Genomic DNA, 22,317 nt, shown 5'->3' on the forward strand with positions numbered 1-22,317 from the left:
GCAGAGGGGACTCTGTGGGAGAGTAGGACGCCGCCGAACAATTTTTCAGCTCCGGTCCCTGAACCTTGTGGTTCAGGGACCGGAGCTTTTTTGCGTTCCCGAGGAATATGAATAGCCGGGCCGTACGTTTTTCGGGCCCGCACGGCATGGCGTTTACGCTCGAAGGATGCGCTATGACCTCATCATCTTCGACAACGACGGCGTGCTCGTCGACAGCGAGCCGATTTCCAACACCATCATGGCCGGCTATCTCACCGAACTCGGCCATCCCACCTCGTACGAGGAATCGATCCGCGACTACATGGGCGCCGCGATGCACCGGGTGCACGACCTGGTCAAGGAGCGGACGGGACAGCTCCTCCCCGAGGACTTCGAGACCACTTTGCACGCGCGCGTCTTCGAAGCCTTCGAGCGGGAGCTGGAGCCGGTCGCCGGGGTGGCCGAGGTGCTGGGCAAGCTGACGGCGGACGGGACGCCGTACTGCGTGGCCTCCTCCGGCAGCCACGAGCGGATCCGCGTCGGACATCGCAAGACCGGCCTCGCCGAGTGGTTCGAAGAGGAGTGGATCTTCAGCTCGCAGGATGTCGGCAAGGGCAAGCCGGCCCCCGACCTGTTCCTGCACGCGGCCCGCGAGATGGGGGTGGCCCCCGAGCGCTGCGCGGTGGTCGAGGACAGCCCGCTCGGCGTCCAGGCCGCCGTCGCCGCAGGTATGGACGTGTACGGCTTCACCGCGATGACTCCCGCGGAGAAGCTCACCGAGGCCGGCGGCGTCGCCGGCCTCTTCGCATGCATGGCGGACCTGCCCGCCCTGTTGGCATAACCCCAGCCCCGTCCGCACCCCTGCTCACCTCCCACCCACCGCCCACCTCCCGCCCCACCGTTCGACCGATACGGTGACGGGCATGAGCGGCCGTGCACAGCTGATGTGGGACGAGGCAGTAACGGGCTACGACTTCGGGCCCGGACACCCGATGGACCCGGTCCGGCTCGCGCTGACCATGCGGTTGGTGGAGGCGTACGGACTTGACCGGGGGCCTGACGCGGTGGAAGTGGTGGCCGCGAAGGCCGCTGGAGTCTCCACGCTGCGGCTCGTGCACCGCGAGGACTACATCGACGCCGTACGGCAGGCGTCGGCCGACCCGAAGGCCGCCGACCCCGCCTACGGGATCGGCACCGAGGACGATCCGGCGTTCGCCGGGATGCACGAGGCGTCGGCCCTGATCGCGGGGCAGTCAGTGGGCGCCGCGGAAGCCGTGTGGCGCGGCGACGCCCTGCACGCGGTGAACTTCGCGGGCGGCCTCCACCACGCGATGCCGGGCGGCGCGTCGGGGTTCTGCATCTACAACGACGCGGCGCTGGCCGTCGCCCGCCTGCTGGAGCTGGGCGCCGAGCGCGTCGCGTACGTGGATGTCGACGTGCACCACGGGGACGGCGTACAGGCCGCCTTCTGGGACGACCCCCGCGTCCTGACGATCTCTCTGCACGAGCACCCCCGGACGCTCTTCCCGCAGTCCGGCTGGCCGGAGGAGACCGGCGGGGAGGGCGCCGAGGGCAGTGCGGTGAACGTGGCGCTGCCGGCCGGTACCGGCGACGAGGGGTGGCTGCGGGCCTTCCACGCGGTGGTGCCGGACCTGCTGGCCGCCTTCCGGCCGGACGTCCTGGTGACGCAGCACGGGGCCGACACCCACTTCGAGGACCCGCTCGCCCACCTGGCGGTGAGCCTGGACGCGCAGCGGGCGGTGGCGGCGGCCTGCCACGACCTGGCGCACGAGCACGCCGGCGGCCGGTGGGTCGCGCTGGGAGGCGGTGGCTACGCGGTGGTCGACGTCGTACCCCGCTCCTGGACCCACCTGGTGGCGATCGCGGCGGGACGGCCGATCGAGCCCACGTCGCCGGTGCCGGAGGAGTGGCGGCACGAGGTGTTCCGGCGTACGCGCCAGGACGGGCCGCACCGGATGACGGACGGCCGCGGGGCGGGTTGGCGGGACTTCGTCGGCGCCGGGTACGACCCGGCCGACCGCCTGGACCAGGCGGTACTGGCGACGCGGCGGGCGGTGTTCCCGGCGCACGGGTTGCTGCCGTAGGCGGTCGTGGGCGGCCGTAGGGCCGGGTTCGTCCCGAAGGGACGGCACTTCGGGGCCAATGCGCCCGGATGTGTGACTACTGGGCGGTTCGGGCATGGGCCGGTCGCCGGACCCGTCAGCATGGGGGCCGTGTGGGGCACCGGTGCGGGGACGGACGGTACGGACAGGTCAGGCGGTACGGACAGGACAGGCGGCACGAACGGGTCAGGCGGCACGAACGGGTCAGGCGGTACGGGCGGTACCGGCGATACCGACAGGGCGGCGGACGCCGAAGCGCGGAAGCTGAAGTCGCATGTGGTCAGGGTGCGGCTGGCGGGGACGATCGCGACCCCGCGGGAGAAGAGCCTGACCCGGTACCGGCTGTTCGCGGCCGGCGACCCGCGCGTACTGATCGGTCTTGAGCCCGAGAACGACTGGTCTGTGAGTGAAGTGCTTCAGGTGATGGCTGAGCAGTGTGGAGTTTCGGCCGACCCTAGGCACACTTCCGGCCCAGATGTGATCGATCCGGAGCGTACGCTGGTGGGGCTCGACGCCTTCGCGGACCGGCTCGGCGCGGCGGCCGCCCGGCACGCTCCGGTACTGATCGGAACGGGCCACCCGCACCGGCTGCTGGGCTTCTACGGCGGGTTGGCAGACGCTCTGTCGGCGGCGGGATGCCCCCTTCTCACCCCGGCGTATGGCGACTGTGTCGACATAGCGACCCGATTCGGGGTACGCACGTACAACCTTGACTACGTACGGGGAGTCGCGCTGATGCGCGAACCGGGCGTGCGGCGCACCGCCGGTGAGCCGGGTGTGCACACCCACTCCCCCCTCCCGGTTCGTACCGCCCTCGACGCCGCGGCAGACGCCGGCGGACCCCTTCCCGAGCTGGTGATCGGTGACCACGGATGGGTCTGCGGAGCAGGTCAGCTGGGCTTTGAGGCCATCGGACTGGCGGATACGGACGATCCCGCGCTGTTCGTCGGGCAGGCGGAGGGGCGGGTGTCCGCCGTAGTTCCGCTTGATGACGCTGTGCGGTCTGATTACTACCGACCGCTTACTCGCTATGTACTCAATCGAGCGTGTCTGTCACAGTAGGCGGCCGATCGCTGCTCCTCTTCCCCACTCGCATCACCCGCCCCTAACCTGGGGAGTGAGCGCACAGCGACGGGGAGTCACCGGAGGGGAAGCCGGTGCCCGTCATGTGCGGAAGGTTCAGGTGTGTCATGGCTGCAGACCAAAGGCCTCTCAATGAGGTCGTGTTCCTGACCGTGGCGGAAGTCGCCACGGTGATGCGAGTGTCGAAGATGACCGTGTACCGCTTGGTGCACAGCGGTCATCTGCCCGCGATCCGAGTGGGGAGGTCATTCCGGGTTCCGGAGCAAGCGGTCCACGACTACCTCCGTGAGTCCTATGTGGGGGTGGAATCGGCCTGAGGGGCTCAAGGTGACCCTCGGATTACGCCGTAGGCTCGTTGCCGGGTAGGCTGGCCCGATGTAGGTAGTGTGGGCTCGGACGCCCCGCACCGAGTGATACGAAGTGAGCGAGGGTAGTCGTGGGCTCTGTTATCAAGAAGCGGCGCAAGCGGATGGCCAAGAAGAAGCACCGCAAGCTGCTCAAGCGCACCCGTGTTCAGCGTCGCAACAAGAAGTAAGCGACGCTGATCGCGATTCCGCAGCCTCTCACCGCATCAGGCGGTGGGGGGCTGCGGTGCGTTTGGGGGCGGCTCAGCGGTGCACTCGGTGGGGCGCGGAACGGGCGCCGGATTGTTCATCCGTGAAGAACGTGGGGCGGCGTTCGTACGTATCCGTGTCCTGTCGGCGGTCCATTCGCGGTGGCACCCGATGCGCGGGAGCGCACCCGCTCCGAGGCCGTGGGAAAGCCTGCCGATGCCGCGGGAAGGACTGCCGAGGCCGTGGGAAAGACGGCCGACGCCGCGGGCAAAGCTCGGGCCAAGGCTTGAAATGTAGCTCAGCGCAGCCCGCGGTCATCACAGCGCAACAACGACCCGATAGCGTGGCCGCACAGCTCGGCTCACGTGAGGGACAGAGGGCGGGAAGGAAGGGCTGATCTTGGGAAAGGTCGTGCTCGTCACTGGAGTCGCACGGCAACTGGGGGGCCGGTTCGTACGACGCATTCAGCGCGACCCCGACGTCGCCCGGGTGATCGGAGTCGATGCGGTGGAGCCCGAGCATCAATTGGGCGGCGCCGATTTCCTCAAGGCCGACATCAGGCATCCGGCCATTGCCAGGGTGCTGGCCGAGACCAATGTGGACACCGTGGTCCACATGGACATCAACGGCACGCCGCTGGGCGGCCGCGGCAGCCGGGCGACGGTCAAGGAGACCAACGTCATCGGCACCATGCAGCTGCTCGGTGCCTGCCAGAAGGCACCCCACGTCAAACGGCTGGTGGTGAAGTCCAGCACCAGCGTGTACGGCTCCGCGCCCCGCGACCCCGCGGTCTTCACCGAGACCACGCCGCCGAAGTCGCTGCCCAGCGGTGGCTTCGCGAAGGACGCGGTCGAGGTCGAGGGATACGTACGCGGCTTCGCCCGGCGCCGCCCGGACGTCGCGGTGTGCGTACTGCGCTTCGCCAACATCCTCGGGCCGTGTGCCGACTCGCCGCTCGCCGAGTACTTCTCGCTGCCCGTCCTGCCCACGGTGCTGGGCTACGACCCGCGCCTGCAGTTCGTCCACGAGGACGACGCGATCGAGGCGCTGTGTCTGGCCGCCGGCAAGCCGCGCCGCGGCACGCTCAACAGCGGCACGTTCAACATCGCGGGGGACGGCGCGCTGCTGCTCTCCCAGTGCTCGCGGCGGCTGGGCCGGCCCACGCTGCCGCTGTTCCTGCCGACCGTCACCTGGGCCGGTACCGCGCTGCGCTCGGTCGGCATCACCGACTTCTCGCCGGAGCAGATCCGGATGCTCACGCACGGCCGGGTCGTTCAGACGACCCAGATGCGCGAGACACTGGGGTTTCACCCGAAATACACGACGGCGGAGTCCTTCGCGGAGTTCGCCCGCAGCCGTGGGCCCGGGCTGCTGCCGCCCGAGGTCCTCGCCCGTACCGTCGACCGGCTCGCCGCCGTGCTGCCCGCACGCAGCGGCCCGACCCAGTGAGGAGTTCACCCACAATGGCGGACGCCAAGGTCATTCCCTTCGGCGAGGAGCCCCGGTCGCGCAGAAAGATCAAGCGGCCGGGCCGCGGAGGCCGCCGTACGCCGCTGTCGCCCGTGCCCGAGCCGCGGCACCAGGGGGAGCAGGAGCAGGCGGCGGGAGCGCCGCAGGAGACGCCTGTGGCGTCCCTGGAGCAGCGGATCGCCGGCGGCCTGCGCTTCCTGCGCCGGCGGCTCACCGGTGAGTACGAGGTCGACGACTTCGGATACGACGAGGAGCTGACCGACCAGGTCCTGATGTCGGTGCTGCGGCCCCTGTACGAGAAGTACTTCCGGGTCGAGGTCAAGGGCATCGAGAACATCCCCGCGGACGGCGGCGCGCTGATCGTCGCCAACCACTCGGGGACGCTGCCCCTGGATGGGCTGATGCTCCAGGTCGCGGTGCACGACCACCACCCCGCCGACCGGCACCTGCGGCTGCTCGCGGCCGACCTGGTCTTCGTCCTGCCGGTCATCAACGAGCTGGCGCGCAAGGCCGGGCACACGCTGGCCTGCGCCGAGGACGCCCAGCGGCTGCTGGAGCGCGGCGAGGTCGTCGGGGTGATGCCGGAGGGCTTCAAGGGGATCGGCAAGCCCTTCGCGGACCGCTACAAGCTCCAGCGGTTCGGGCGCGGCGGGTTCGTCTCCACCGCGCTGCGGGCCGGGGTGCCGATCGTGCCGTGCTCCATCGTGGGCGCCGAGGAGATCTACCCGAAGATCGGGGACGCCAAGACGCTGGCGCGGGTGCTGGGCATCCCGTACTTCCCGCTGACGCCGACCTTCCCGTGGTTCGGGCCGCTGGGGCTGGTGCCGCTGCCGACGAAGTGGACGATCCAGTTCGGGGAGCCGATCCCGACGGACGGCTATCCGGCGGAAGCGGCGGACGACCCGATGCTGATGTTCAACCTGACGGACCAGGTGCGGGAGACGATCCAGCACACCCTGTACAAGCTGCTGGTGCAGCGGCGGTCGGTGTTCTTCTGACGGGGCCCGGTGGGCGGCTCCGGGGTGTTCGTACGTGGGCTGACGAGTCCGTGGCGCCCCGTGGTGTCCCCGTGGGGCACGCTGAACGCCCCGGTGCCGTGTGCCGGCACCGGGGCGTCGCGGCGTCGGGTGGCGGCCCGACGCGGTCGGTCAGCCCAGCGGGTTCTTCCCGTCGAGGCCGATGTCCGGGAGCAGGCCCGGGAGCAGCGGCGGGATGGTGACGTCGGGCTCGTGCGGCGTCTCCTTGCCCTTGCCGGAGCCCTTGCCGTCCGGCTCCGGGGTGCGGGCGTCGGCGGGCGGGTCGAGCAGGCCGCCCGTGCTGCCGCCGAGCAGACCGTCGTCCTCGTGGGACGGGGAGGAGGCGGGCGGATGCTGCGGTGTGTGCGAACCGCCGGCCTCGCCGGACGAGGAGGCACTCTTCCCGGACGGTGACGGATGGTCCGTACGGCCCTGGGTGCTGCCCGGCGCGGGCGCCTCGGGGGCGCTCTCGTGACGGCTCTCGCCGCCCGGGTTCTTGGGCAGCAGCGAGCGCAGCGGGCCGACCTCTTCGTCTATGGCGTCGAAGACCGAGCTGACCTCGTCGCGCACGTCCGTCAGCTGGGCCGGCAGGCGGTCGCGCAGCCGGCTCCAGCTGTCGCGGTGCGACTTGGTGAAGGCGTTGAGCGTCTGGATGGGGCCGAGGGAGCCGTCCCGCTCGTACTCCTCGTGGAGCAGGCGGTGGCCCTCGCCGGCGTCCTGCTTGACGCCGGACAGCGCCTTGCGGATCTCGCCGAGCGACTCGTGGTCGAGGGGGCCGGAGCGGATGCGCTCCATGAGGCGGTGCGCCTCGAACATCCGGGTGGACGCCTGGTCGAGGAAGAGGCGGCCACGGTCGGACACGTCGTCCGTCAGGTTGAGCTTGAGGTCCTCCATGCCGCGCTTGAGGGGGTACAGCGAGTCGCCGGGGAGCGCGTCGGAGCTGGCGGCGGCGACGCCGCTGAAGGCACCGGCCGCGACGCCCACCGTCAGGCCGCCCGCCGCGAGCCCCTTGGACAGCCGCGACCGGGGGCGCAGCCGGCCCAGGGACTTCGCCGCGCGGTGCGCGCCGCGTGTCCCGCGCTGCTGCGGCACCCGTGAGCCGTCCGACGCGCCGCCCTCGGCGAAGGCCGCCTCCATGGCCGCGATGAGCTGCGCCCGGTGGACGGTCCTGACCTCGGGGTCCAACTCCGGCTTGGGCAGTTCTCCGAGGGTGTCGGCGAGCGCCAACAGCCTTGTTTCTCCGCACGCTTCCGCCGGTGTGCCGACCTCGTCCTCGGCCGCCGCGCCCGGAAGGACCTGATCCTCCAGGGCCTGGGCGAAGGCGTTAGCCCGCCGGTGCACCGATACGTTCGCGATCACGGGCGGCACCTCCTCTCGTCATCCCGCTCGACTCCCCGGACTGGCTTGACTATCCAGACGGGCCGGAAGGTTGCACGCCTTGCTCGCATCCACTCGATCGAGTGAGTAGGTGCGGGCATGGCGTGACCGCAGGGAGCCTGCGTTCTGCACAACGAGCGCCGCGGCACTTGGGTTACGCACTCACGATGATCTGACCGAACGGTCACGAACGATCACGCACGGTCGGACACCTGGGGCGGCCGACGCCGGGCGTGTCCACGGACGCGGCGGTGTACGGGTGCCCGTACGGGGCGGGGTGGCCGTCAATGTCGGTCCGGGAGATTCAGGCGATCGGGGCGCTGGTTCAAGCGTTAGTCCTGGCGGTGGGCCGGAGCGGACGGATCCGGTGCGGTGTGGTGCGGCAGACGGAAGCGCGGTGGGCACGGGGACGGGTGCCGGGGCCGGGGCGCGGGCGGGGACGCGGGTGTGGCAGGCCGTACGGGCCGCGGTCCGTACGCTGCGGCGGCGGTCAGCGGGCGTCGTCCGGGAGCAGCCGCGCCAGCGTCCGTACGGCCCGGTACTGGAGCGTCTTGATGGCGCCCTCGTTCTTGCCCATGACGCGCGCGGTCTCCGCGACCGAGAGGCCCTGGAGGAAGCGCAGCGTCACGCACTCCTGCTGCTGCGGGTTGAGCTTGCGGACGGCTTCCAGCAGCGCCGCGTTGGACAGCGACTCCAGGACCGAGTCCTCCGGACTGCGTTCGACCTCGTTGGCGTCGAGCATCTCACCGGTGGTGACCTCCAGGCGGAAGCGCGACGACTTGAAGTGGTCGGCGACCAGGTTGCGGGCGATCGTGACCAGCCAGGCCCCGAAGTCGCGGCCCTGCCAGGTGAAGGTGCCGATGCGGCGCAGGGCGCGCAGGAACGTCTCGCTGGTCAGGTCCTCGGCCGTGGCCCGGCCGCCCACCCGGTAATAGATGTAGCGGTAGACCGTGTCGGCGTACTGGTCGTAGAGCCGGCCGAACGCTTCTGCCTCGCCGGCCTGGGCCCGCTCGACGAGGTCCATCATGCGGCGGCTGTCACTGTCGGCCGGGCGCCGGGCGGCGGGCGTGCCCGCGCCGCGGCGGGTTCTGCCGCCGGCCTTGCCGACTGTGGTGGTGCTCCCGTCGGCCAGGGCGTAGCAGGGGCCGGCGGGGATGGCGGTGGCGAATGCGGGGACGGCGATCGCGGTGGGGACAAAACTGCGCAGGTGGTCGACGAGTGTCGTACGCAGCGTAGCCAGGCCCGAGGCGTCAACCCCGACGTGTGGGTACACGGGACTCCCAGAGGCAGAGCTTCCATCACGTGCAGTGCGGGACCGTTCACCCGTCGTAGGGACGCGTGGGTACCGGTTTGCGTCTGAGGAGAATAACGCTTCGTACAGGCAGCGCTACACCCAGTTGCTCAAATCATCGATTACTTCTGGTCCGTTACGAGTTCCTGCCCGATCAAGTATCGAATCCTGAGCAGATATTGATCAGAAAGGAACGTGATCTGCCTGGTTGCGGGCTGAGGGTGACCGCGTACCTGGTCTCGCGCTTCGCGCGAGGGTTGCGCTGTCGCGCGGCTCGCATGGGTTTCGTTTGGGGGCGGGGGCGCGCAGGGGGCCAACTCCTCGGCACCGTGTACGTCGCCCGGGACGTGAAGTGAACCCAGGCTCCCGGCTGACCTGCGGGGATGACCCCCTACACGCCCCCTCAGGCCGGTTCGGCGAGGCCGGGACAGCAGGGGGGAGGAATCTGTCGATCACCCCGGTGTGCCCCCACCACATGGTGAGGTCCTCGGTGATGTGGCGCGTGGTCAGCGCGCCGCGTGCGGGTGCCCGTCTCGCGCTTCGCGCGAGGGTTGCGCTGTCGCGCGGCTCGCAGAGGTTGGTGCCGGGGCGGGGGCGCGCAGGGGGCCAACTCCTCGGCACCGTGTACGTCGCCCGGGACGTGAGGTGAACCCAGGCTCCCGGCTGACCTGCGGGGATGGCCCCCTACACGCCCCCTCAGGCCGGTTCGGCGAGGCCGGGACAGCTGGGGGAAGGGGGTCGATCACCCCGGTGAGCCCCCACCACATGGTGAGGCTCACGCCGGGGCCGGGGCGTCACTCCGCGTCACGTGAGCGTCATGAGGCGGCCCGGGTGCCTGCCCGCCTCCCTCGCGCTGCGCGCGAGCAAGGTCCCCCGTGCCGCGCGCGAGCAAGGTCCCCCCCGCGCTGCGCGCGAGCAAGGTTCCCTCGCGCTGCGCGCGAGTGAGCTTGTGGAATTTTCGCCCCGATGTCGGGATACCCGCAAACGGCGCGGGCTCGGGGACATACAGGGGTCTCCCCGCAGGTCAGCCGGGAGCCCGGGTTCACCTCACGTCCCGGGTGACGTACACGGTGCCGAGGAGTGACCCCTGTGTGGCCCCGAGCCCCCACCCACCGGACCCCTCGCGCACACGGCGCACCCCCACAAGGCCCCCACCCCCACACCAGGCCGGCGCACCCACAAGCCCGTCCGGCGCTTGAGGACAACAGGAACCCCAGCCACAACGACGAAGCCTCACGCAGAGCCGGGCGCGCCCGCCAGCCACCCCGCGTACCACGTGGCGAACTCCGGCCCCGGCGTCAGGCTCGGCCACACGGACAGATCGGTGAACCAGACGTGCCCCCGCTGCGCCCCGGTGACGACGAGGCGTACAAAGCCCCCGCACCCCATCTCGGCCACGGCGAGCGTCCCAGCCACCACCGCATCCGGGTCGAACCGCTCACCGGCCCGTGGCCGCCACGCCTCGGTGACCCGGAACGGCGTCGCGAGCGCGCCAGGCCTGCGATCGGCGTCGCGGACGTCCTCCGCCGCCCAGTCGTCCGGCGGCCCGAGGCAGGCGCTGGCCCCCACCAGCGGAAAGAGCCCGTGCTCCGGCCCGGCGCCACCATCGGCGACGTCGAGGACGAACGCGCGATACGACGCCGGCAGCTCCACCCCGTGCCGCGCCTCGAACGCGTGGAGCTCCGCAGCCGGCAGCGGCGGCGCGAGCCGGTAGCGGTGCTCGTCGGCGCCGAAGCGCGCGTACTCGGGGTCGAGGCGGCCCAGCTCCGCCACCCGGGACCGCACCGCGGCCGCATCCCAGGACCAGGACCAGGACGCCCCCGCCCCGAAGAACCGGTTCAGCGCCGCCGACGCTGGAGCGCGACGGCCGCCGCCGCTCCACCCGCCAGCGCCCCCACCCCGGCCGCCGCCGGAATGCCGATCTTGACCGCCTTGCGGCCGGTGCGGTAGTCGCGCAGCCGCCAGCCCTGCTCGCGGGCGTGCTTGCGCAGCCGCCCGTCGGGGTTGACCGCGTACGGATGGCCGACCAGGGACAACATCGGGATGTCGTTGGCGGAGTCGCTGTAGGCGGCGCAGCGCGACAGGTCGAGCCCCTCCGCGGCGGCCAGGGCGCGTACCGCCTCGGCCTTGGCGGGGCCGTGCAGCGGCTCGCCGACCAGCTTGCCGGTGTAGACGCCGCCGACGGACTCCGCGACGGTGCCGAGCGCGCCGGTCAGGCCGAGCCGCCGGGCGATGATCGTCGCGGTTTCGACGGGGGCGGCGGTGACCAGCCAGACCTTCTGGCCCGCGTCCAGGTGGGCCTGGGCGAGGGCGCGGGTGCCGGGCCAGATCCGCTCGGCCATGTACTCGTCGTAGATCTCCTCGCCGATGGTCATCAGCTCGGAGACGCGGTGGCCCTGGACGATGGAGAGCGCGCTGTTGCGGGCGTCCGCCATGTGCTCGGGGTTCTCCGAGCCGATGAAACGGAAGTAGATCTGCTGCCAGACGAAGCGGGCCAGGTCGCGCTTGTGGAAGAAGCGCCGTTTGTACAGGCCGCGTCCGAAGTGGAAGAGGGAGGCGCCCTGCATGACGGTGTTGTCGAGGTCGAAGAAGGCTGCGGCGTGGGTGTCGCCGACGACCGGGAACTCCGGCTCCTCGGCGCCCTCTTTCTGGGCGGCCGCTTCCTGCGCCTCGACCTCCAGCGAGGTCTTGCGCGCGGCCTCGGCCGCGGCTTCGCCTGCGAGCACGCTGCGCGCGGTGGCGGGGCGCCTACGGCGGTTGAACCACCCCGTGGGGAGGAGCGCGCCGTAGGCGTTCCTACGGGGACGGCGGGCGGACGACGGGTGGGCCATGTAGCTAGCGTAGCCAGGTTGTTCGGTGCGGCCGGTTACGGCCGGATGTCGGACGGCCACGGTCCGGCCGACCGCTGCGTTACGGCCATCCCGGTGACGGCGCCGGACCGCCGGGCGCGCGCCGCGGTGGGGGCGTACGTCGGGCGGTTCAGGTGCGGTACGCGGCCGGGTCGGCCGGGCGTAGAAGGGCTCGTACCGCTGCCGGGCCCGGTCCTCGTACCGTCAGGCGCCCAGTGCCTTGCGCAGCCGCTGGGGGTCGACCCGCCAGAAATCGTGCTGCGCGCCGTCCACGAGGACGACCGGAATCTGTTCCCAGTACTTGCGGTACAGCTCCTGGTCCTGGGTGATGTCCTTCTTCTCCCAGGAGGCGCCGGTCTCGGCGCAGACTCTTTCGATCACTTCCTGTGCGACATCGCACAGGTGGCAGCCGGGCTTGCCGATGAGCGTGACCGTGCTGTCGGCGGGGTTCTTGCGGGCGCTGCGGCTGAAGAGGGAGGCCATGTCCGTCATTGTGCCTCTGTCCGGGCACCGGCCCCGCCGGTCCGCGCCCGGGCCCCTCCGCCCGTACAGCGGCAGATCCGACGCGGGGCAGATAGTCGCCTGAGTCGACTACCATCGGTGGGCGATTTGTAGGTTTCCGGGGGGATAGCGGTGAGGAGTGAGGGCGCGTGCTGCCGTCGGCGCTCCCGTGTTACCGGCGCGAAACGTGTGAACGGTGCGCCGGAGGAGTTGGTTCCGCGAAGGCGCGCAAAAGGCGCGTGACCCCGGTCACTTTGGCCGGACAAAGCGGACACCATCTTTGTGCACGCGTTCACAAAGACATAGCCTGCTGTCGACGGGGCGGTCGGGAAACCTACGGCCGTCCACAGCCCCGCTCTACCCGCAGGAGCACCGTGGCAACTGGCCGAACTCACCGACCGGCGACCCGAAGCCGAGGAATTCCCGAGGCCACCGTCGCCCGGCTTCCGCTGTATCTGCGCGCGTTGACCGCGCTCTCCGAGCGCTCGGTCCCCACGGTCTCCTCCGAGGAACTCGCCGCCGCAGCGGGGGTCAACTCCGCGAAGCTGCGCAAGGACTTCTCCTACCTCGGCTCGTACGGCACCCGCGGGGTCGGTTACGACGTGGAGTACCTCGTCTACCAGATCTCGCGTGAGCTGGGCCTGACGCAGGACTGGCCGGTCGTGATCGTCGGTATCGGTAACCTCGGCGCCGCCCTGGCCAACTACGGCGGCTTCGCCTCCCGCGGGTTCCGCGTCGCCGCGCTCATAGACGCCGACCCGGCGATGGCCGGCAAGCCGGTGGCAGGCATCGCGGTCCAGCACACCGACGAGCTGGAAAAGATCATCAAGGACAACGGCGTCTCGATCGGTGTGATCGCCACGCCCGCGGGCGCCGCCCAGCAGGTCTGCGACCGGCTCGTGGCCGCCGGCGTCACCTCCATCCTGAACTTCGCGCCCACCGTACTGACCGTCCCGGACGGCGTGGACGTACGCAAGGTCGACCTGTCGATAGAACTCCAGATCCTGGCCTTCCACGAGCAGCGCAAGGCGGGCGAGGACGCGGGGCACGACGACGACGGTTCCGACGACGCCCGCGCCGTCGCCGCGCGTGAGGCCCGGCGGGCCATGCGCGAGGTGCGCGAGGCCGCGGCCAAGGAGGCCCCGGCCGCGGACGCCCCCGCCGGGCCGTCCGACCGTAAAGGACCCGACGGGGACGTACCCGCCGTGATGCCGGCATGAGCGAGCGCAGCGTGGGGGTACCCCCGGTCGGCGACTGGGAGAGAATCAACAAAAGGTGCGTCACAGGCGAAGGCTGTGCCCCGCGTAGCGAGGTAAAAGCATGAGCCTCCTTGTCGTAGGGCTCAGCCACCGCAGTGCCCCCGTGAGCGCCCTGGAGCACGCCGCCATCGCCCCCGAGGCGCGCGGCAAGCTGCTCCAGGACACGGTGTCGGCCGAGCCGGCCGCCGAGGCCGCGGTGCTCTCGACCTGCAACCGCATCGAGCTGTACGCCGACGTGGACAAGTTCCACGCCGGTGTCGCCGAGCTGTCCACCCTGCTGGCCCGGCACAGCGGCGCGGGCCTGGACGAGCTGACCCCTTACCTGTACGTGCACTACGAGGACCGGGCCGTCCACCACCTCTTCTCGGTGGCCTGCGGCCTGGACTCGATGGTCGTGGGCGAGGGCCAGATCCTCGGCCAGATCAAGGACGCCCTCGCCGTCGCGCAGGAGCAGCACACCGCGGGCCGCCTGCTCAACGACCTCTTCCAGCAGGCGCTGCGGGTCGGCAAGCGCGCCCACAGTGAGACCGGGATCGACAAGGCGGGCCAGTCGCTGGTCACCTTCGGTCTGGAGCAGCTGGCCGGCGGTGCCGACGTCGCCGAGTGGGCCCGGGGCAGGCGCGCCCTGGTCATCGGCGCCGGTTCGATGTCCTCGCTGGCCGCCACCACGCTCGTACGGGCGGGAGTCGGCGAGCTGGTGGTCGCCAACCGTACGGTGGAGCGCGCCGAGCGGCTGACGCAGATCCTGACCGAGCCGGGTTCGGCGGGCGCGCTGAACGGGCTGACCGCCCGCGCCGTCGCGATGACCGCCGTACAGTCCGAGCTGGCCCTGGCCGACGTGGTGGTGTCCTGTACGGGCGCCACCGGCCTGGTCCTGACCGGCGGGGCGATCGAGACGGCCGCGGAGACGCGGGCCGCCCGGACCGCGGCCGCCGACGGCCTCACCGGCACGGCGGGGGGCGCCGGCAGCACCGTCGCGCCCGCCCCCGAGCTGGCGCTGCTCGACCTCGCCATGCCGCGCGACATCGACGCCGCCGCGCACCGGACCGAGGGCGTGCGCCTCGTCGACATCGAGTCCCTCGCCGACGCGTCCGCGGACGCTCCGATGGCGGCCGACGTGGACCGGGTGCGCGGCATCGTCTCCGACGAGGTGGCCGCGTTCGGCGCCGCGCAGCGGGCCGCGCACATCACGCCGACCGTGGTCGCGCTGCGCACCATGGCGGCGGACGTGGTGGCGAGCGAGATCGCGCGGCTGGACGGCCGCCTCCCCGACCTTGACGACAAGCAGCGCGCGGAGATCACCCAGACCGTGCGCCGGGTCGTCGACAAACTCCTGCACGCGCCCACCGTGCGGGTCAAGCAGCTGGCCAGCGAACCCGGCGGCGCCGGATACGCGGACGCGCTGCGTGAACTCTTCGATCTCGACCCGCAGACGGTGGCCGCCGTCAGCCGGGCCGACACGCGGGCCGACGGCTCGCACACAGCACGGGAGCGGGCATGACCGACAGCAATCCACGGGCCCTGCGGCTGGGGACGCGGCGCAGCAAGCTCGCCATGGCCCAGTCCGGCATGGTCGCCGAGGCGGTGCGCGAGCTGACCGGCCGCCCCGTCGAACTGGTGGAGATCACCACGTACGGCGACACTTCGCGCGAGCACCTGGCGCAGATCGGCGGGACCGGTGTGTTCGTCTCCGCGCTGCGCGACGCGCTGCTCGACGGGACGATCGACTTCGCCGTGCACTCCCTCAAGGACCTGCCGACCGCGCAGCCCGAGGACCTCGCGCTGGCCGCCGTACCGCTGCGCGAGGACCCGCGCGACGTACTGGTGGCCCGGGACGGTCTGACCTTCGAGGAGCTGCCGGACGGTGCCCGCGTGGGTACGGGGTCGCCGCGCCGCATGGCACAGCTGAACGCCTGGGCGCGTTCGCTGGGCCGGCGGGTGGAGACCGTACCGATCCGCGGGAACATCGACACCCGTATCGGTTACGTCGAGAAGGGCGAGCTGGACGCGGTCGTGCTGGCCGCGGCCGGGCTGTCCCGCATCGGCCGGATCGAGGAGGCGACGGAGCACCTGTCGCCCGACCTGGTTTTGCCCGCCCCCGGCCAGGGGGCCCTGGCGGTGGAGTGCGCCGCGCACAACGCGCAGCTCGCCGCCCAGCTCGCCGAGCTCGACGACCCGTTCACCCGGGCCGCCGTGACCGCCGAGCGTTCCCTGCTCGCCGCCCTGGAGGCCGGCTGCTCCGCACCTGTGGGTGCGTTGGCCGACCTGCAGGCCGACGGGCAGGCTGTCACCGAATTGCGCCTGCGTGGCGTCGTCGGCACGACCGACGGCTCGACGCTGGTGCAGCTGTCCACCACCGGACACGTACCCGCCTCTCTCGGCGACGCGGACGCCCCCGTGAACATGGGGCGCGAACTCGCTGCCGAGATGCTCGCGAAGGGTGCGGCCGGTCTTATGGGGGAGCGAGCACTTTGAACCCCACCGCCCCGAACCACCCTGCCGCCGGTCAGGTCACCTTCATCGGCGCCGGTCCCGGAGATCCGGGCCTGCTGACGCTGCGTGCCGTCGAGGCACTGGCGCGCGCCGACGTGCTGATCGCCGACCCGCAGGTGCTCGATGTCGTCCGCGCGCATGCGCGGCCGCATGTGGACACGCCGCAGCAGCCGACGGCTGACGAGGCGTCAACCACCGCCGGTGTCCCCGCTCTTAGGGACACCACCAATCTTGTCATGTCGGCTGTGCGCACCGGCAAGCGGGTGGTGCGTGCGGTGTCCGGTGACCCCGGACTGGACGCGCACGTCGCCGAGGAGATGCTGGCGTGTGCCTCGGAGGGCGTCGTCTTCGAGGTCGTGCCGGGCATCGCCGCCGCGGTCGGTGTGCCCGCGTACGCGGGTGTGCCGCTGCGCGACGCGGACGGTACGGACGTGCGTTTCATCGACGCCCGGACCGCCGGCGAGCGCTGCTGGTCGGAGGTGGGCAGCAGCGACGCGACCGCCGTGGTGTCCACCTCGCTGGACTCGGTGGCCGCCGCGGCCGGTGAGCTGGTCTCCGCGGGCCGCAAGCCCGACACGCCGATGACGGTCACCGTCGCCGGTACGACGACGCGCCAGCGCACCTGGAACGCGACGCTCGGCTCGGTGGCGCAGGTGCTGAAGGCCGCGAAGGTGCTGCCGTCGGCGGACGGTGGGCAGCCGGTCATAGCCGTGGTCGGTGAGCGCGGTGCCGCGGCTCAGCGCGACCGGCTGTCCTGGTTCGAGAACAAGCCGCTGTTCGGCTGGCGGGTCCTCGTACCGCGGACCAAGGAGCAGGCCGCTTCGCTCTCCGACCAGCTCGTCGAGTACGGCGCGGTGCCGCACGAGGTGCCGACCATCGCCGTGGAGCCGCCGCGCACCCCGCAGCAGATGGAGCGCGCGGTCAAGGGCCTGGTCACCGGCCGCTACGAGTGGATCGCCTTCACCTCGGTCAACGCCGTCAAGGCGGTCCGGGAGAAGTTCGAGGAGTACGGGCTGGACGCCCGCGCGTTCGCCGGGATCAAGGTCGCGGCGGTGGGCGAGCAGACCGCGAAGGCGCTGGTCGCCTTCGGCGTGAAGCCCGACCTCGTGCCGTCCGGCGAGCAGTCCGCGGCCGGGCTGCTGGAGGACTGGCCGCCGTACGACCCGGTCTTCGACCCGATCGACCGGGTGTTCCTGCCGCGCGCCGACATCGCCACCGAGACGCTGGTGGCGGGCCTGATCGAGCTGGGCTGGGAGGTCGACGACGTCACGGCCTACCGGACCGTACGGGCTTCGCCGCCGCCGCAGGAGACCCGCGAGGCGATCAAGGGCGGCGGTTTCGACGCCGTGCTGTTCACCTCGTCCTCGACGGTGCGCAACCTGGTCGGCATCGCCGGCAAGCCGCACAACGTGACCGTGATCGCCTGTATCGGCCCGGCCACCGCCAAGACCGCCGAGGAGCACGGGCTGCGCGTGGACGTCATGTCGCCCGAGCCCTCGGTGCACAAGCTGGCCGAAGCGCTCGCGGACTTCGGGGCGGCGCGGCGCGATGCCGCGCTGGAGGCCGGTGACCCGGTCACCCGCCCCAGCGAGCGCCGGCCCGGATCGCGTAGGAGGGCTCGCAGTTGAGCAGCAGTACGTACGGCAACTTCCCCGGCGCCCGGCCGCGCCGGCTGCGCACCACGCCGGCCATGCGCCGGATGGTCGCCGAACACCGCCTGCACCCGGCGGACCTGGTCCTGCCCGCGTTCGTGCGGGAGGGGATCTCGGAGCCGGTGCCGATCGGTGCGATGCCGGGCGTCGTGCAGCACACCCGTGACACGCTGCGGAAGGCCGCCGTGGAGGCGGTCGAGGCGGGCGTCGCCGGGATCATGCTGTTCGGTGTGCCGGAGGACGCGAAGAAGGACGGGGTCGGCTCGGCCGGCACGGATCCGGACGGCATCCTCCAGCAGGCGATCCGCGATGTGCGTACCGAGGTCGGCGACGACCTGGTGATCATGTCGGACCTGTGCCTGGACGAGTTCACCGACCACGGCCACTGCGGTGTCCTGGACGCCGAGGGCCGGGTGGACAACGACGCGACGCTGGAGCGCTACGCCGAGATGGCGCAGGTCCAGGCGGACGCGGGCGTCCACGTGGTGGGCCCGAGCGGCATGATGGACGGCCAGGTCGGCGTCATCCGTGACGCGCTGGACCAGACGGGCCACGAGGACGTGTCGATCCTCGCGTACACCGCGAAGTACGCCTCGGCGTTCTACGGCCCGTTCCGCGAGGCCGTCGGCTCGTCCCTCAAGGGCGACCGCAAGACGTACCAGCAGGACTACGGCAACTCCCGCGAGTCGCTGCGCGAGCTGGCGCTCGACCTCCAGGAGGGCGCCGACATGGTGATGGTCAAGCCGGGCATGCCGTACCTGGACGTGCTGGCGAAGATCGCGGAAGCGGTGGACGTGCCGGTCGCCGCGTACCAGATCTCCGGTGAGTACGCGATGGTCGAGGCCGCCGCCGAGAAGGGCTGGATCGACCGCGACGCGGCGATCCTGGAGGCCCTGACCGGGTTCAAGCGGGCGGGCGCCGACATGATCCTGACGTACTGGGCCACGGAGGTCGCGCGCAAGCTCTGATTCCCCATCCGTACCTCTGCCGTTCCCGCGTCGCACGCGTGTACCCAACTCCCTTCAGGGGCAAGGGGAAAGCGACGTCACTACAGGGAGGGGCACAGGACATGAGGATGCGCCTGAAGAGATGGCGGCGCTCCGTCGGGAGCGCCGCCGTCGCGCTGTGTACGGCGGCCGGACTCGGCGGGGCGCTGGCCACACCGGCGGCCGCGGCGGCCGGGCCGCAGCCGGTCACCTCGTACGCGTACACCAGCGTGGCGGGGGACTACATCGGGCAGGGGCGCGCCGGTACGTACCGGGAGCCGGCCGCGACGATCACCATGGGGGGCGACGCCGGGTACGCCCGCGTCCAGGTCTCCACCGCCGAGGAGCGGTGGGACATCGACCTCGCCGCTCCCAAGGGCGAGCAGCTGCGCCCCGGCGTCTACCGCAACGCCGAGCGGGCCGCGTTCCGCACCGGCCGGTCGCCCGGACTCGACGTCGGCGGCAACGGCCGCGGCTGCAACGAGGTGTACGGCCAGTTCACCGTCCACCAGATCGCCACGGACGCGACGGGCGCGATCACGCTGCTCGACGCCTCGTACACGCAGAACTGCGAGTCGGCGACGGCCCAGCCGCTCAAGGGGACGGTCAAGTACCGCGCGCTGCCGCTGTCGTACGCCTACAAGAGCGAGGCCGGCGACTGGATCGGGCAGGGCAAGTCGGTGACGCACACCGGCGCCACCAGCACCTTCAGCCTGAAGGACAGCTACAACGGCGGCGTGGAGTTCGGCGTCGAGGGCAAGCGGGAGTACTGGACGGCGGTGTTCCGGCCGCCGCTGGGCGAGCGGCTGACCGCCGGGCGTACGTACCAGGTCACCGGCGTGGAGGGCGCCGCCACCATGGAGGTCTACGGCAACGGGCGGGGCTGTGGCAACGCCCGGGGGGAATTCACCGTGGACCGCCTGTACTTCACCGACGAGGGCAAGGTGACCGGCCTCGCCGCGCGCTACCGGCAGATCTGCGGCAGCGCGACGGGGGCCATGACGGGCACCGTGCACTACGCGGCCTGACCGGCCGGTACGGGGCCGCGTCCTGCCGGGGGCGCGTCCTGCCGGGGGCCCGGCCCGCCGTGCGACGCGGCCCGCCGTGCGACGCGGACGACAGCGCAGGTCGAAGCTGACCGAGCCGGCCTTGTTCCCGGCGGTGTCGAAGGGCGCGTACTGGGCGTCTGGTTTTCTGCCGGGCCTGTGGTCCGGGGGTGGCGTGAGTTTCGGGTGGGGGTGGCGTGGGATTCCGGTGCGGTCGGTGCGGCAGTCCCGCCCGTCCCGCCCGTGGTGATTGGCCGGTTCCGTGGCTTGTGACCCCTTCGGAGTGTCCACATAATCACAACGCTCTGCCGCGCTGTGGTGCCCCTTCCCCCACGTACGTCCCGTTCCAACGGGCCCCTCGGACGCGCGAACTTGGCATGACCCGATCAATCCGGTCCCGGTGCCCGCCGAGACCGCGCAACCCCCTCGGAAAGGACGTCCGGTGACCCGTTCCGCGAAATTCCTGAAGAGATCCGTCGCCCTCGGCGCCGTCGCCCTCGCGGCCCTGTCGCTCCAGCCCGGCGCGGCGAACGCGGCCGGCGAGCCGACGCCGTCGAGCGGCACCCCCGGCACCAAGGTCGTCGGCGGCGTGCCCGCCGCGCAGGGCGAGTTCCCGTTCATGGTGCGGCTGTCCATGGGCTGCGGTGGCGCGCTCTACCGCCAGGACATCGTGCTGACCGCCGCACACTGCGTCGACGGCAGCGGCAACAACACCTCCATCACCGCCACGGCCGGCGTCGTGGACCTCCAGAGCTCCAGCGCGATCAAGGTCAGGTCCACCAAAGTTCTCCAAGCCCCCGGCTACAACGGCTCGGGCAAGGACTGGGCACTGATCAAGCTCGCCCGTCCCGTCAACCTGCCCACCCTGCGCACGACCACGGACGGCCGCTACGACCAGGGCGACTTCGTCGTGGCCGGCTGGGGCGCCACCCGGGAGGGCGGCGGGCAGCAGCGTTACCTGCGCAAGGCGACGGTGCCGTTCGTGGACACCGCGACCTGCAAGCAGGCGTACGGCAGCGCGTACATACCCGGCGAGGAGATCTGCGCCGGGATCATGCGGACCGGCGGCGTGGACACCTGCCAGGGTGACTCCGGCGGCCCGATGTTCCGCAAGGACGACGCGGGCGCGTGGGTCCAGGTCGGCATCACCAGCTGGGGCGACGGCTGCGCGCGGCCCGGCAAACCGGGCGTCTACACGCGGGTGAGCGCCTTCTCGCAGGCCATCGCCAAGGCGGCGGACCAGCTGCGGCGCTGACGTCGCCGAGTCCGGGCGGGCGGGGGTCCGCCGCGTACCGGCTGTCGTGCCGCGCCGCCGTGCCGAGCCGTCGCGCCGGGTCACCCGCCCGTACCCGTACGCCAACTCCCGTGTCCGTACGCCAATTGGTCCGAACCACCCAGATGCGGATACGTCTCTCTCACCCGGCTACTCGGGAAGTGGCCGGTTTCAGAACCTTGTGCATCTTTGGGGGCGTCCACATAATCACAACACTCCAGTGACGCGGCGGCACTTGGGGCGCAGGACTGCGCGCCCGGTGGTGCCTCGGTGTGCCGCGCGGCGGCGACTGGAGCGCTGGACACCGAAGTGCCTCCGACGCGAGAGGAAAGTCCTTGAAGCGCTCCGCGAGATGTGTCAAGAGATCCATAGCCGTTGGCGCCGCCGTGGCGGCGGCGGTCGCACTCCAGTCGGCGGGCGGCGCGACCGCAGCGCCGGCCCCGACGCCGACCCCCGGCCAGCAGATCATCGGCGGACCGCCCGCCAAGCAGGGCGAGTTCCCGTTCATGGTCCGGCTCTCGATGGGCTGCGGTGGCTCCCTCATCCGCGAGGACGTCGTCCTGACCGCCGCGCACTGCGTCGACGGCAGCGGCCCCGACACCAGCATCACCGTCACCGCGGGCGTCGTGGACCTCCAGAACCCCAAGGCGATCAAGGTGAAGTCCACCGAGGTCGCGCAGGCACCCGGCTACGACGGCAAGGGCAAGGACTGGGCGCTGATCAAGCTGGCCACGCCGATCAAGAACCAGGAGACGCTGCATCTCGCGGAGGACGACAACTTCGACCGCGGCCAGTTCACCATCACCGGCTGGGGCGCCAGCCGCGAGGGCGGCGCGCAGCAGCGCTACCTGCGCAAGGCCAAGGTCCCGTTCGTGAACATGACCACCTGCAAGCAGGCGTACGGCGACCTGCTGACCCCCGGCGAGGAGCTGTGCGCCGGCTTCGTGGCGGAGGGCGGCGTCGACACCTGCCAGGGCGACTCCGGCGGCCCGATGTTCCGCCGCGACGAGGACGGCGACTGGGTCCAGGTCGGCATCACCAGCTGGGGCGAGGGCTGCGCGCGGCCCGGCAAGCCCGGCGTCTACACGAAGGTGAGCGCCTTCTCCGCCCAGATCGAGAAGGCCGCCAACAAGCTGACGGCGCACTGACGGTCGGCTGAGCGGACGCGCCCCGGGCCGCATGGTCCGGGGCGCCGCCGTGTGGTGAACTCCCTTCCACCACTGCCCAGGTCTGGGGGTACATGGCGCTTCGGGACTGCACGAACTTCTACAAGAACGCCCCGATGAACGCAGGGGGCTGGAGTGCGGACCGAGCCAGTGCCCGGTGAGAGCGGAGTTCCGAAAGTCGCCACCGTTGGGTAGGCGG

20 protein-coding genes are annotated in these 22,317 nt (G+C 71.5%); 15 read left to right on the plus strand and 5 right to left on the minus strand.

The window, feature by feature from the left end; translation table 11 throughout:
- Nucleotides 1-166 precede the first annotated feature (166 nt).
- From AB0L45_RS12895 to AB0L45_RS12925, 7 genes are all read left to right on the plus strand, one after another.
- Complete coding sequence (locus AB0L45_RS12895; RefSeq protein ID WP_365839058.1) at nucleotides 167-820, plus strand: HAD family hydrolase; 654 nt, start codon at nucleotides 167-169, stop codon at nucleotides 818-820.
- 151 nt (nucleotides 821-971) lie between these two features.
- Nucleotides 972-2,084 (plus strand): acetoin utilization protein AcuC, encoded by a 1,113-nt coding sequence (locus tag AB0L45_RS12900; RefSeq protein WP_365839501.1) that lies wholly within the window; start codon nucleotides 972-974, stop codon nucleotides 2,082-2,084.
- A gap of 282 nt (nucleotides 2,085-2,366) precedes the next feature.
- Nucleotides 2,367-3,164, plus strand: coding sequence for a phosphatase (locus AB0L45_RS12905; protein ID WP_365839503.1), 798 nt, complete (start codon nucleotides 2,367-2,369; stop codon nucleotides 3,162-3,164).
- A gap of 128 nt (nucleotides 3,165-3,292) precedes the next feature.
- Entirely contained in the window at nucleotides 3,293-3,502 is a 210-nt protein-coding gene (locus AB0L45_RS12910) for a helix-turn-helix domain-containing protein (protein ID WP_014144137.1), read from the plus strand.
- Nucleotides 3,503-3,621: 119 nt separating this feature from the next.
- Entirely contained in the window at nucleotides 3,622-3,720 is a 99-nt protein-coding gene (locus tag AB0L45_RS12915) for an AURKAIP1/COX24 domain-containing protein (protein WP_003948845.1), read from the plus strand.
- 418 nt (nucleotides 3,721-4,138) lie between these two features.
- A complete protein-coding gene (locus tag AB0L45_RS12920) occupies nucleotides 4,139-5,188 on the plus strand; it encodes an NAD-dependent epimerase/dehydratase family protein (RefSeq protein ID WP_365839060.1) in 1,050 nt (349 codons plus the stop codon).
- A gap of 14 nt (nucleotides 5,189-5,202) precedes the next feature.
- Complete coding sequence (locus tag AB0L45_RS12925) at nucleotides 5,203-6,207, plus strand: lysophospholipid acyltransferase family protein (RefSeq protein WP_365839062.1); 1,005 nt, start codon at nucleotides 5,203-5,205, stop codon at nucleotides 6,205-6,207.
- Between the two features lie 150 nt (nucleotides 6,208-6,357).
- On the opposite strand, the gene AB0L45_RS12930 is transcribed toward AB0L45_RS12925, so the two are convergent.
- The 5 genes from AB0L45_RS12930 to AB0L45_RS12950 all read right to left on the minus strand — a co-directional run bounded on the left by AB0L45_RS12930 (nucleotide 6,358) and on the right by AB0L45_RS12950 (nucleotide 12,225).
- Entirely contained in the window at nucleotides 6,358-7,584 is a 1,227-nt protein-coding gene (locus tag AB0L45_RS12930) for a DUF5667 domain-containing protein (RefSeq protein ID WP_365839064.1), read from the minus strand.
- A gap of 508 nt (nucleotides 7,585-8,092) precedes the next feature.
- Nucleotides 8,093-8,875 (minus strand): ECF subfamily RNA polymerase sigma factor, BldN family, encoded by a 783-nt coding sequence (locus tag AB0L45_RS12935; protein ID WP_365839066.1) that lies wholly within the window; start codon nucleotides 8,873-8,875, stop codon nucleotides 8,093-8,095.
- A gap of 1,251 nt (nucleotides 8,876-10,126) precedes the next feature.
- A complete protein-coding gene (locus tag AB0L45_RS12940) occupies nucleotides 10,127-10,666 on the minus strand; it encodes an SMI1/KNR4 family protein (RefSeq protein WP_365839068.1) in 540 nt (179 codons plus the stop codon).
- Between the two features lie 65 nt (nucleotides 10,667-10,731).
- Nucleotides 10,732-11,724, minus strand: a complete 993-nt coding sequence (locus tag AB0L45_RS12945; protein WP_365839070.1) for an HAD-IB family hydrolase — start codon at nucleotides 11,722-11,724, stop codon at nucleotides 10,732-10,734.
- A 222-nt stretch (nucleotides 11,725-11,946) separates the two neighbouring features.
- Nucleotides 11,947-12,225 carry a glutaredoxin family protein gene (locus AB0L45_RS12950; protein ID WP_030024824.1) on the minus strand — a complete coding sequence of 93 codons (279 nt, stop codon included), beginning with the start codon at nucleotides 12,223-12,225 and terminating at the stop codon, nucleotides 11,947-11,949.
- 392 nt (nucleotides 12,226-12,617) lie between these two features.
- Between AB0L45_RS12950 and AB0L45_RS12955 the strand changes: the two genes are divergently transcribed.
- From AB0L45_RS12955 to AB0L45_RS12990, 8 genes are all read left to right on the plus strand, one after another.
- The gene (locus AB0L45_RS12955) at nucleotides 12,618-13,463 is read left to right on the plus strand and encodes a redox-sensing transcriptional repressor Rex (protein WP_365839073.1); all 846 of its coding nucleotides are present in this window, start codon (nucleotides 12,618-12,620) and stop codon (nucleotides 13,461-13,463) included.
- Nucleotides 13,464-13,563: 100 nt separating this feature from the next.
- Nucleotides 13,564-15,003: a glutamyl-tRNA reductase gene (locus AB0L45_RS12960; protein WP_365839075.1), complete on the plus strand. Its 1,440-nt coding sequence runs from the start codon at nucleotides 13,564-13,566 to the stop codon at nucleotides 15,001-15,003.
- Nucleotides 15,000-15,977, plus strand: coding sequence for a hydroxymethylbilane synthase (hemC, locus tag AB0L45_RS12965; RefSeq protein ID WP_365839077.1), 978 nt, complete (start codon nucleotides 15,000-15,002; stop codon nucleotides 15,975-15,977). The genes AB0L45_RS12960 and hemC overlap by 4 nt, the downstream gene beginning before the upstream one ends.
- A complete protein-coding gene (locus tag AB0L45_RS12970) occupies nucleotides 15,974-17,623 on the plus strand; it encodes a bifunctional uroporphyrinogen-III C-methyltransferase/uroporphyrinogen-III synthase (protein WP_365839079.1) in 1,650 nt (549 codons plus the stop codon). Before hemC ends, AB0L45_RS12970 begins: the two co-directional genes overlap by 4 nt.
- Nucleotides 17,620-18,615, plus strand: a complete 996-nt coding sequence (gene hemB, locus AB0L45_RS12975) for a porphobilinogen synthase (protein WP_365839081.1) — start codon at nucleotides 17,620-17,622, stop codon at nucleotides 18,613-18,615. Before AB0L45_RS12970 ends, hemB begins: the two co-directional genes overlap by 4 nt.
- Nucleotides 18,616-18,716: 101 nt before the next feature.
- Nucleotides 18,717-19,661 carry a hypothetical protein gene (locus tag AB0L45_RS12980; RefSeq protein ID WP_365839083.1) on the plus strand — a complete coding sequence of 315 codons (945 nt, stop codon included), beginning with the start codon at nucleotides 18,717-18,719 and terminating at the stop codon, nucleotides 19,659-19,661.
- Between the two features lie 460 nt (nucleotides 19,662-20,121).
- On the plus strand, nucleotides 20,122-20,934 hold the full coding sequence (locus AB0L45_RS12985; protein WP_365839085.1) for a serine protease: 813 nt from the start codon (nucleotides 20,122-20,124) through the stop codon (nucleotides 20,932-20,934).
- A gap of 353 nt (nucleotides 20,935-21,287) precedes the next feature.
- On the plus strand, nucleotides 21,288-22,100 hold the full coding sequence (locus AB0L45_RS12990; RefSeq protein ID WP_365839087.1) for a serine protease: 813 nt from the start codon (nucleotides 21,288-21,290) through the stop codon (nucleotides 22,098-22,100).
- Nucleotides 22,101-22,317: the final 217 nt, after the last annotated feature.

Origin of the sequence: Streptomyces sp. NPDC052496 (assembly GCF_040679095.1) — a bacterium.
Lineage (GTDB): Bacteria > Actinomycetota > Actinomycetes > Streptomycetales > Streptomycetaceae > Streptomyces.

Excerpts from the sequence above, each read along its gene's own strand:
- AB0L45_RS12950 (WP_030024824.1), bottom strand. The coding sequence starts at position 12,225 with ATGGCCTCCCTCTTCAGCCGCAGCGCCCGCAAGAACCCCGCCGACAGC.
- AB0L45_RS12945 (WP_365839070.1), bottom strand. The coding sequence starts at position 11,724 with ATGGCCCACCCGTCGTCCGCCCGCCGTCCCCGTAGGAACGCCTACGGC.
- hemC (WP_365839077.1), top strand. The coding sequence starts at position 15,000 with ATGACCGACAGCAATCCACGGGCCCTGCGGCTGGGGACGCGGCGCAGC.
- AB0L45_RS12910 (WP_014144137.1), top strand. The coding sequence starts at position 3,293 with ATGGCTGCAGACCAAAGGCCTCTCAATGAGGTCGTGTTCCTGACCGTG.
- AB0L45_RS12960 (WP_365839075.1), top strand. The coding sequence starts at position 13,564 with ATGAGCCTCCTTGTCGTAGGGCTCAGCCACCGCAGTGCCCCCGTGAGC.
- AB0L45_RS12895 (WP_365839058.1), top strand. The coding sequence starts at position 167 with ATGCGCTATGACCTCATCATCTTCGACAACGACGGCGTGCTCGTCGAC.
- AB0L45_RS12925 (WP_365839062.1), top strand. The coding sequence starts at position 5,203 with ATGGCGGACGCCAAGGTCATTCCCTTCGGCGAGGAGCCCCGGTCGCGC.
- AB0L45_RS12980 (WP_365839083.1), top strand. The coding sequence starts at position 18,717 with ATGAGGATGCGCCTGAAGAGATGGCGGCGCTCCGTCGGGAGCGCCGCC.
- AB0L45_RS12900 (WP_365839501.1), top strand. The coding sequence starts at position 972 with ATGGACCCGGTCCGGCTCGCGCTGACCATGCGGTTGGTGGAGGCGTAC.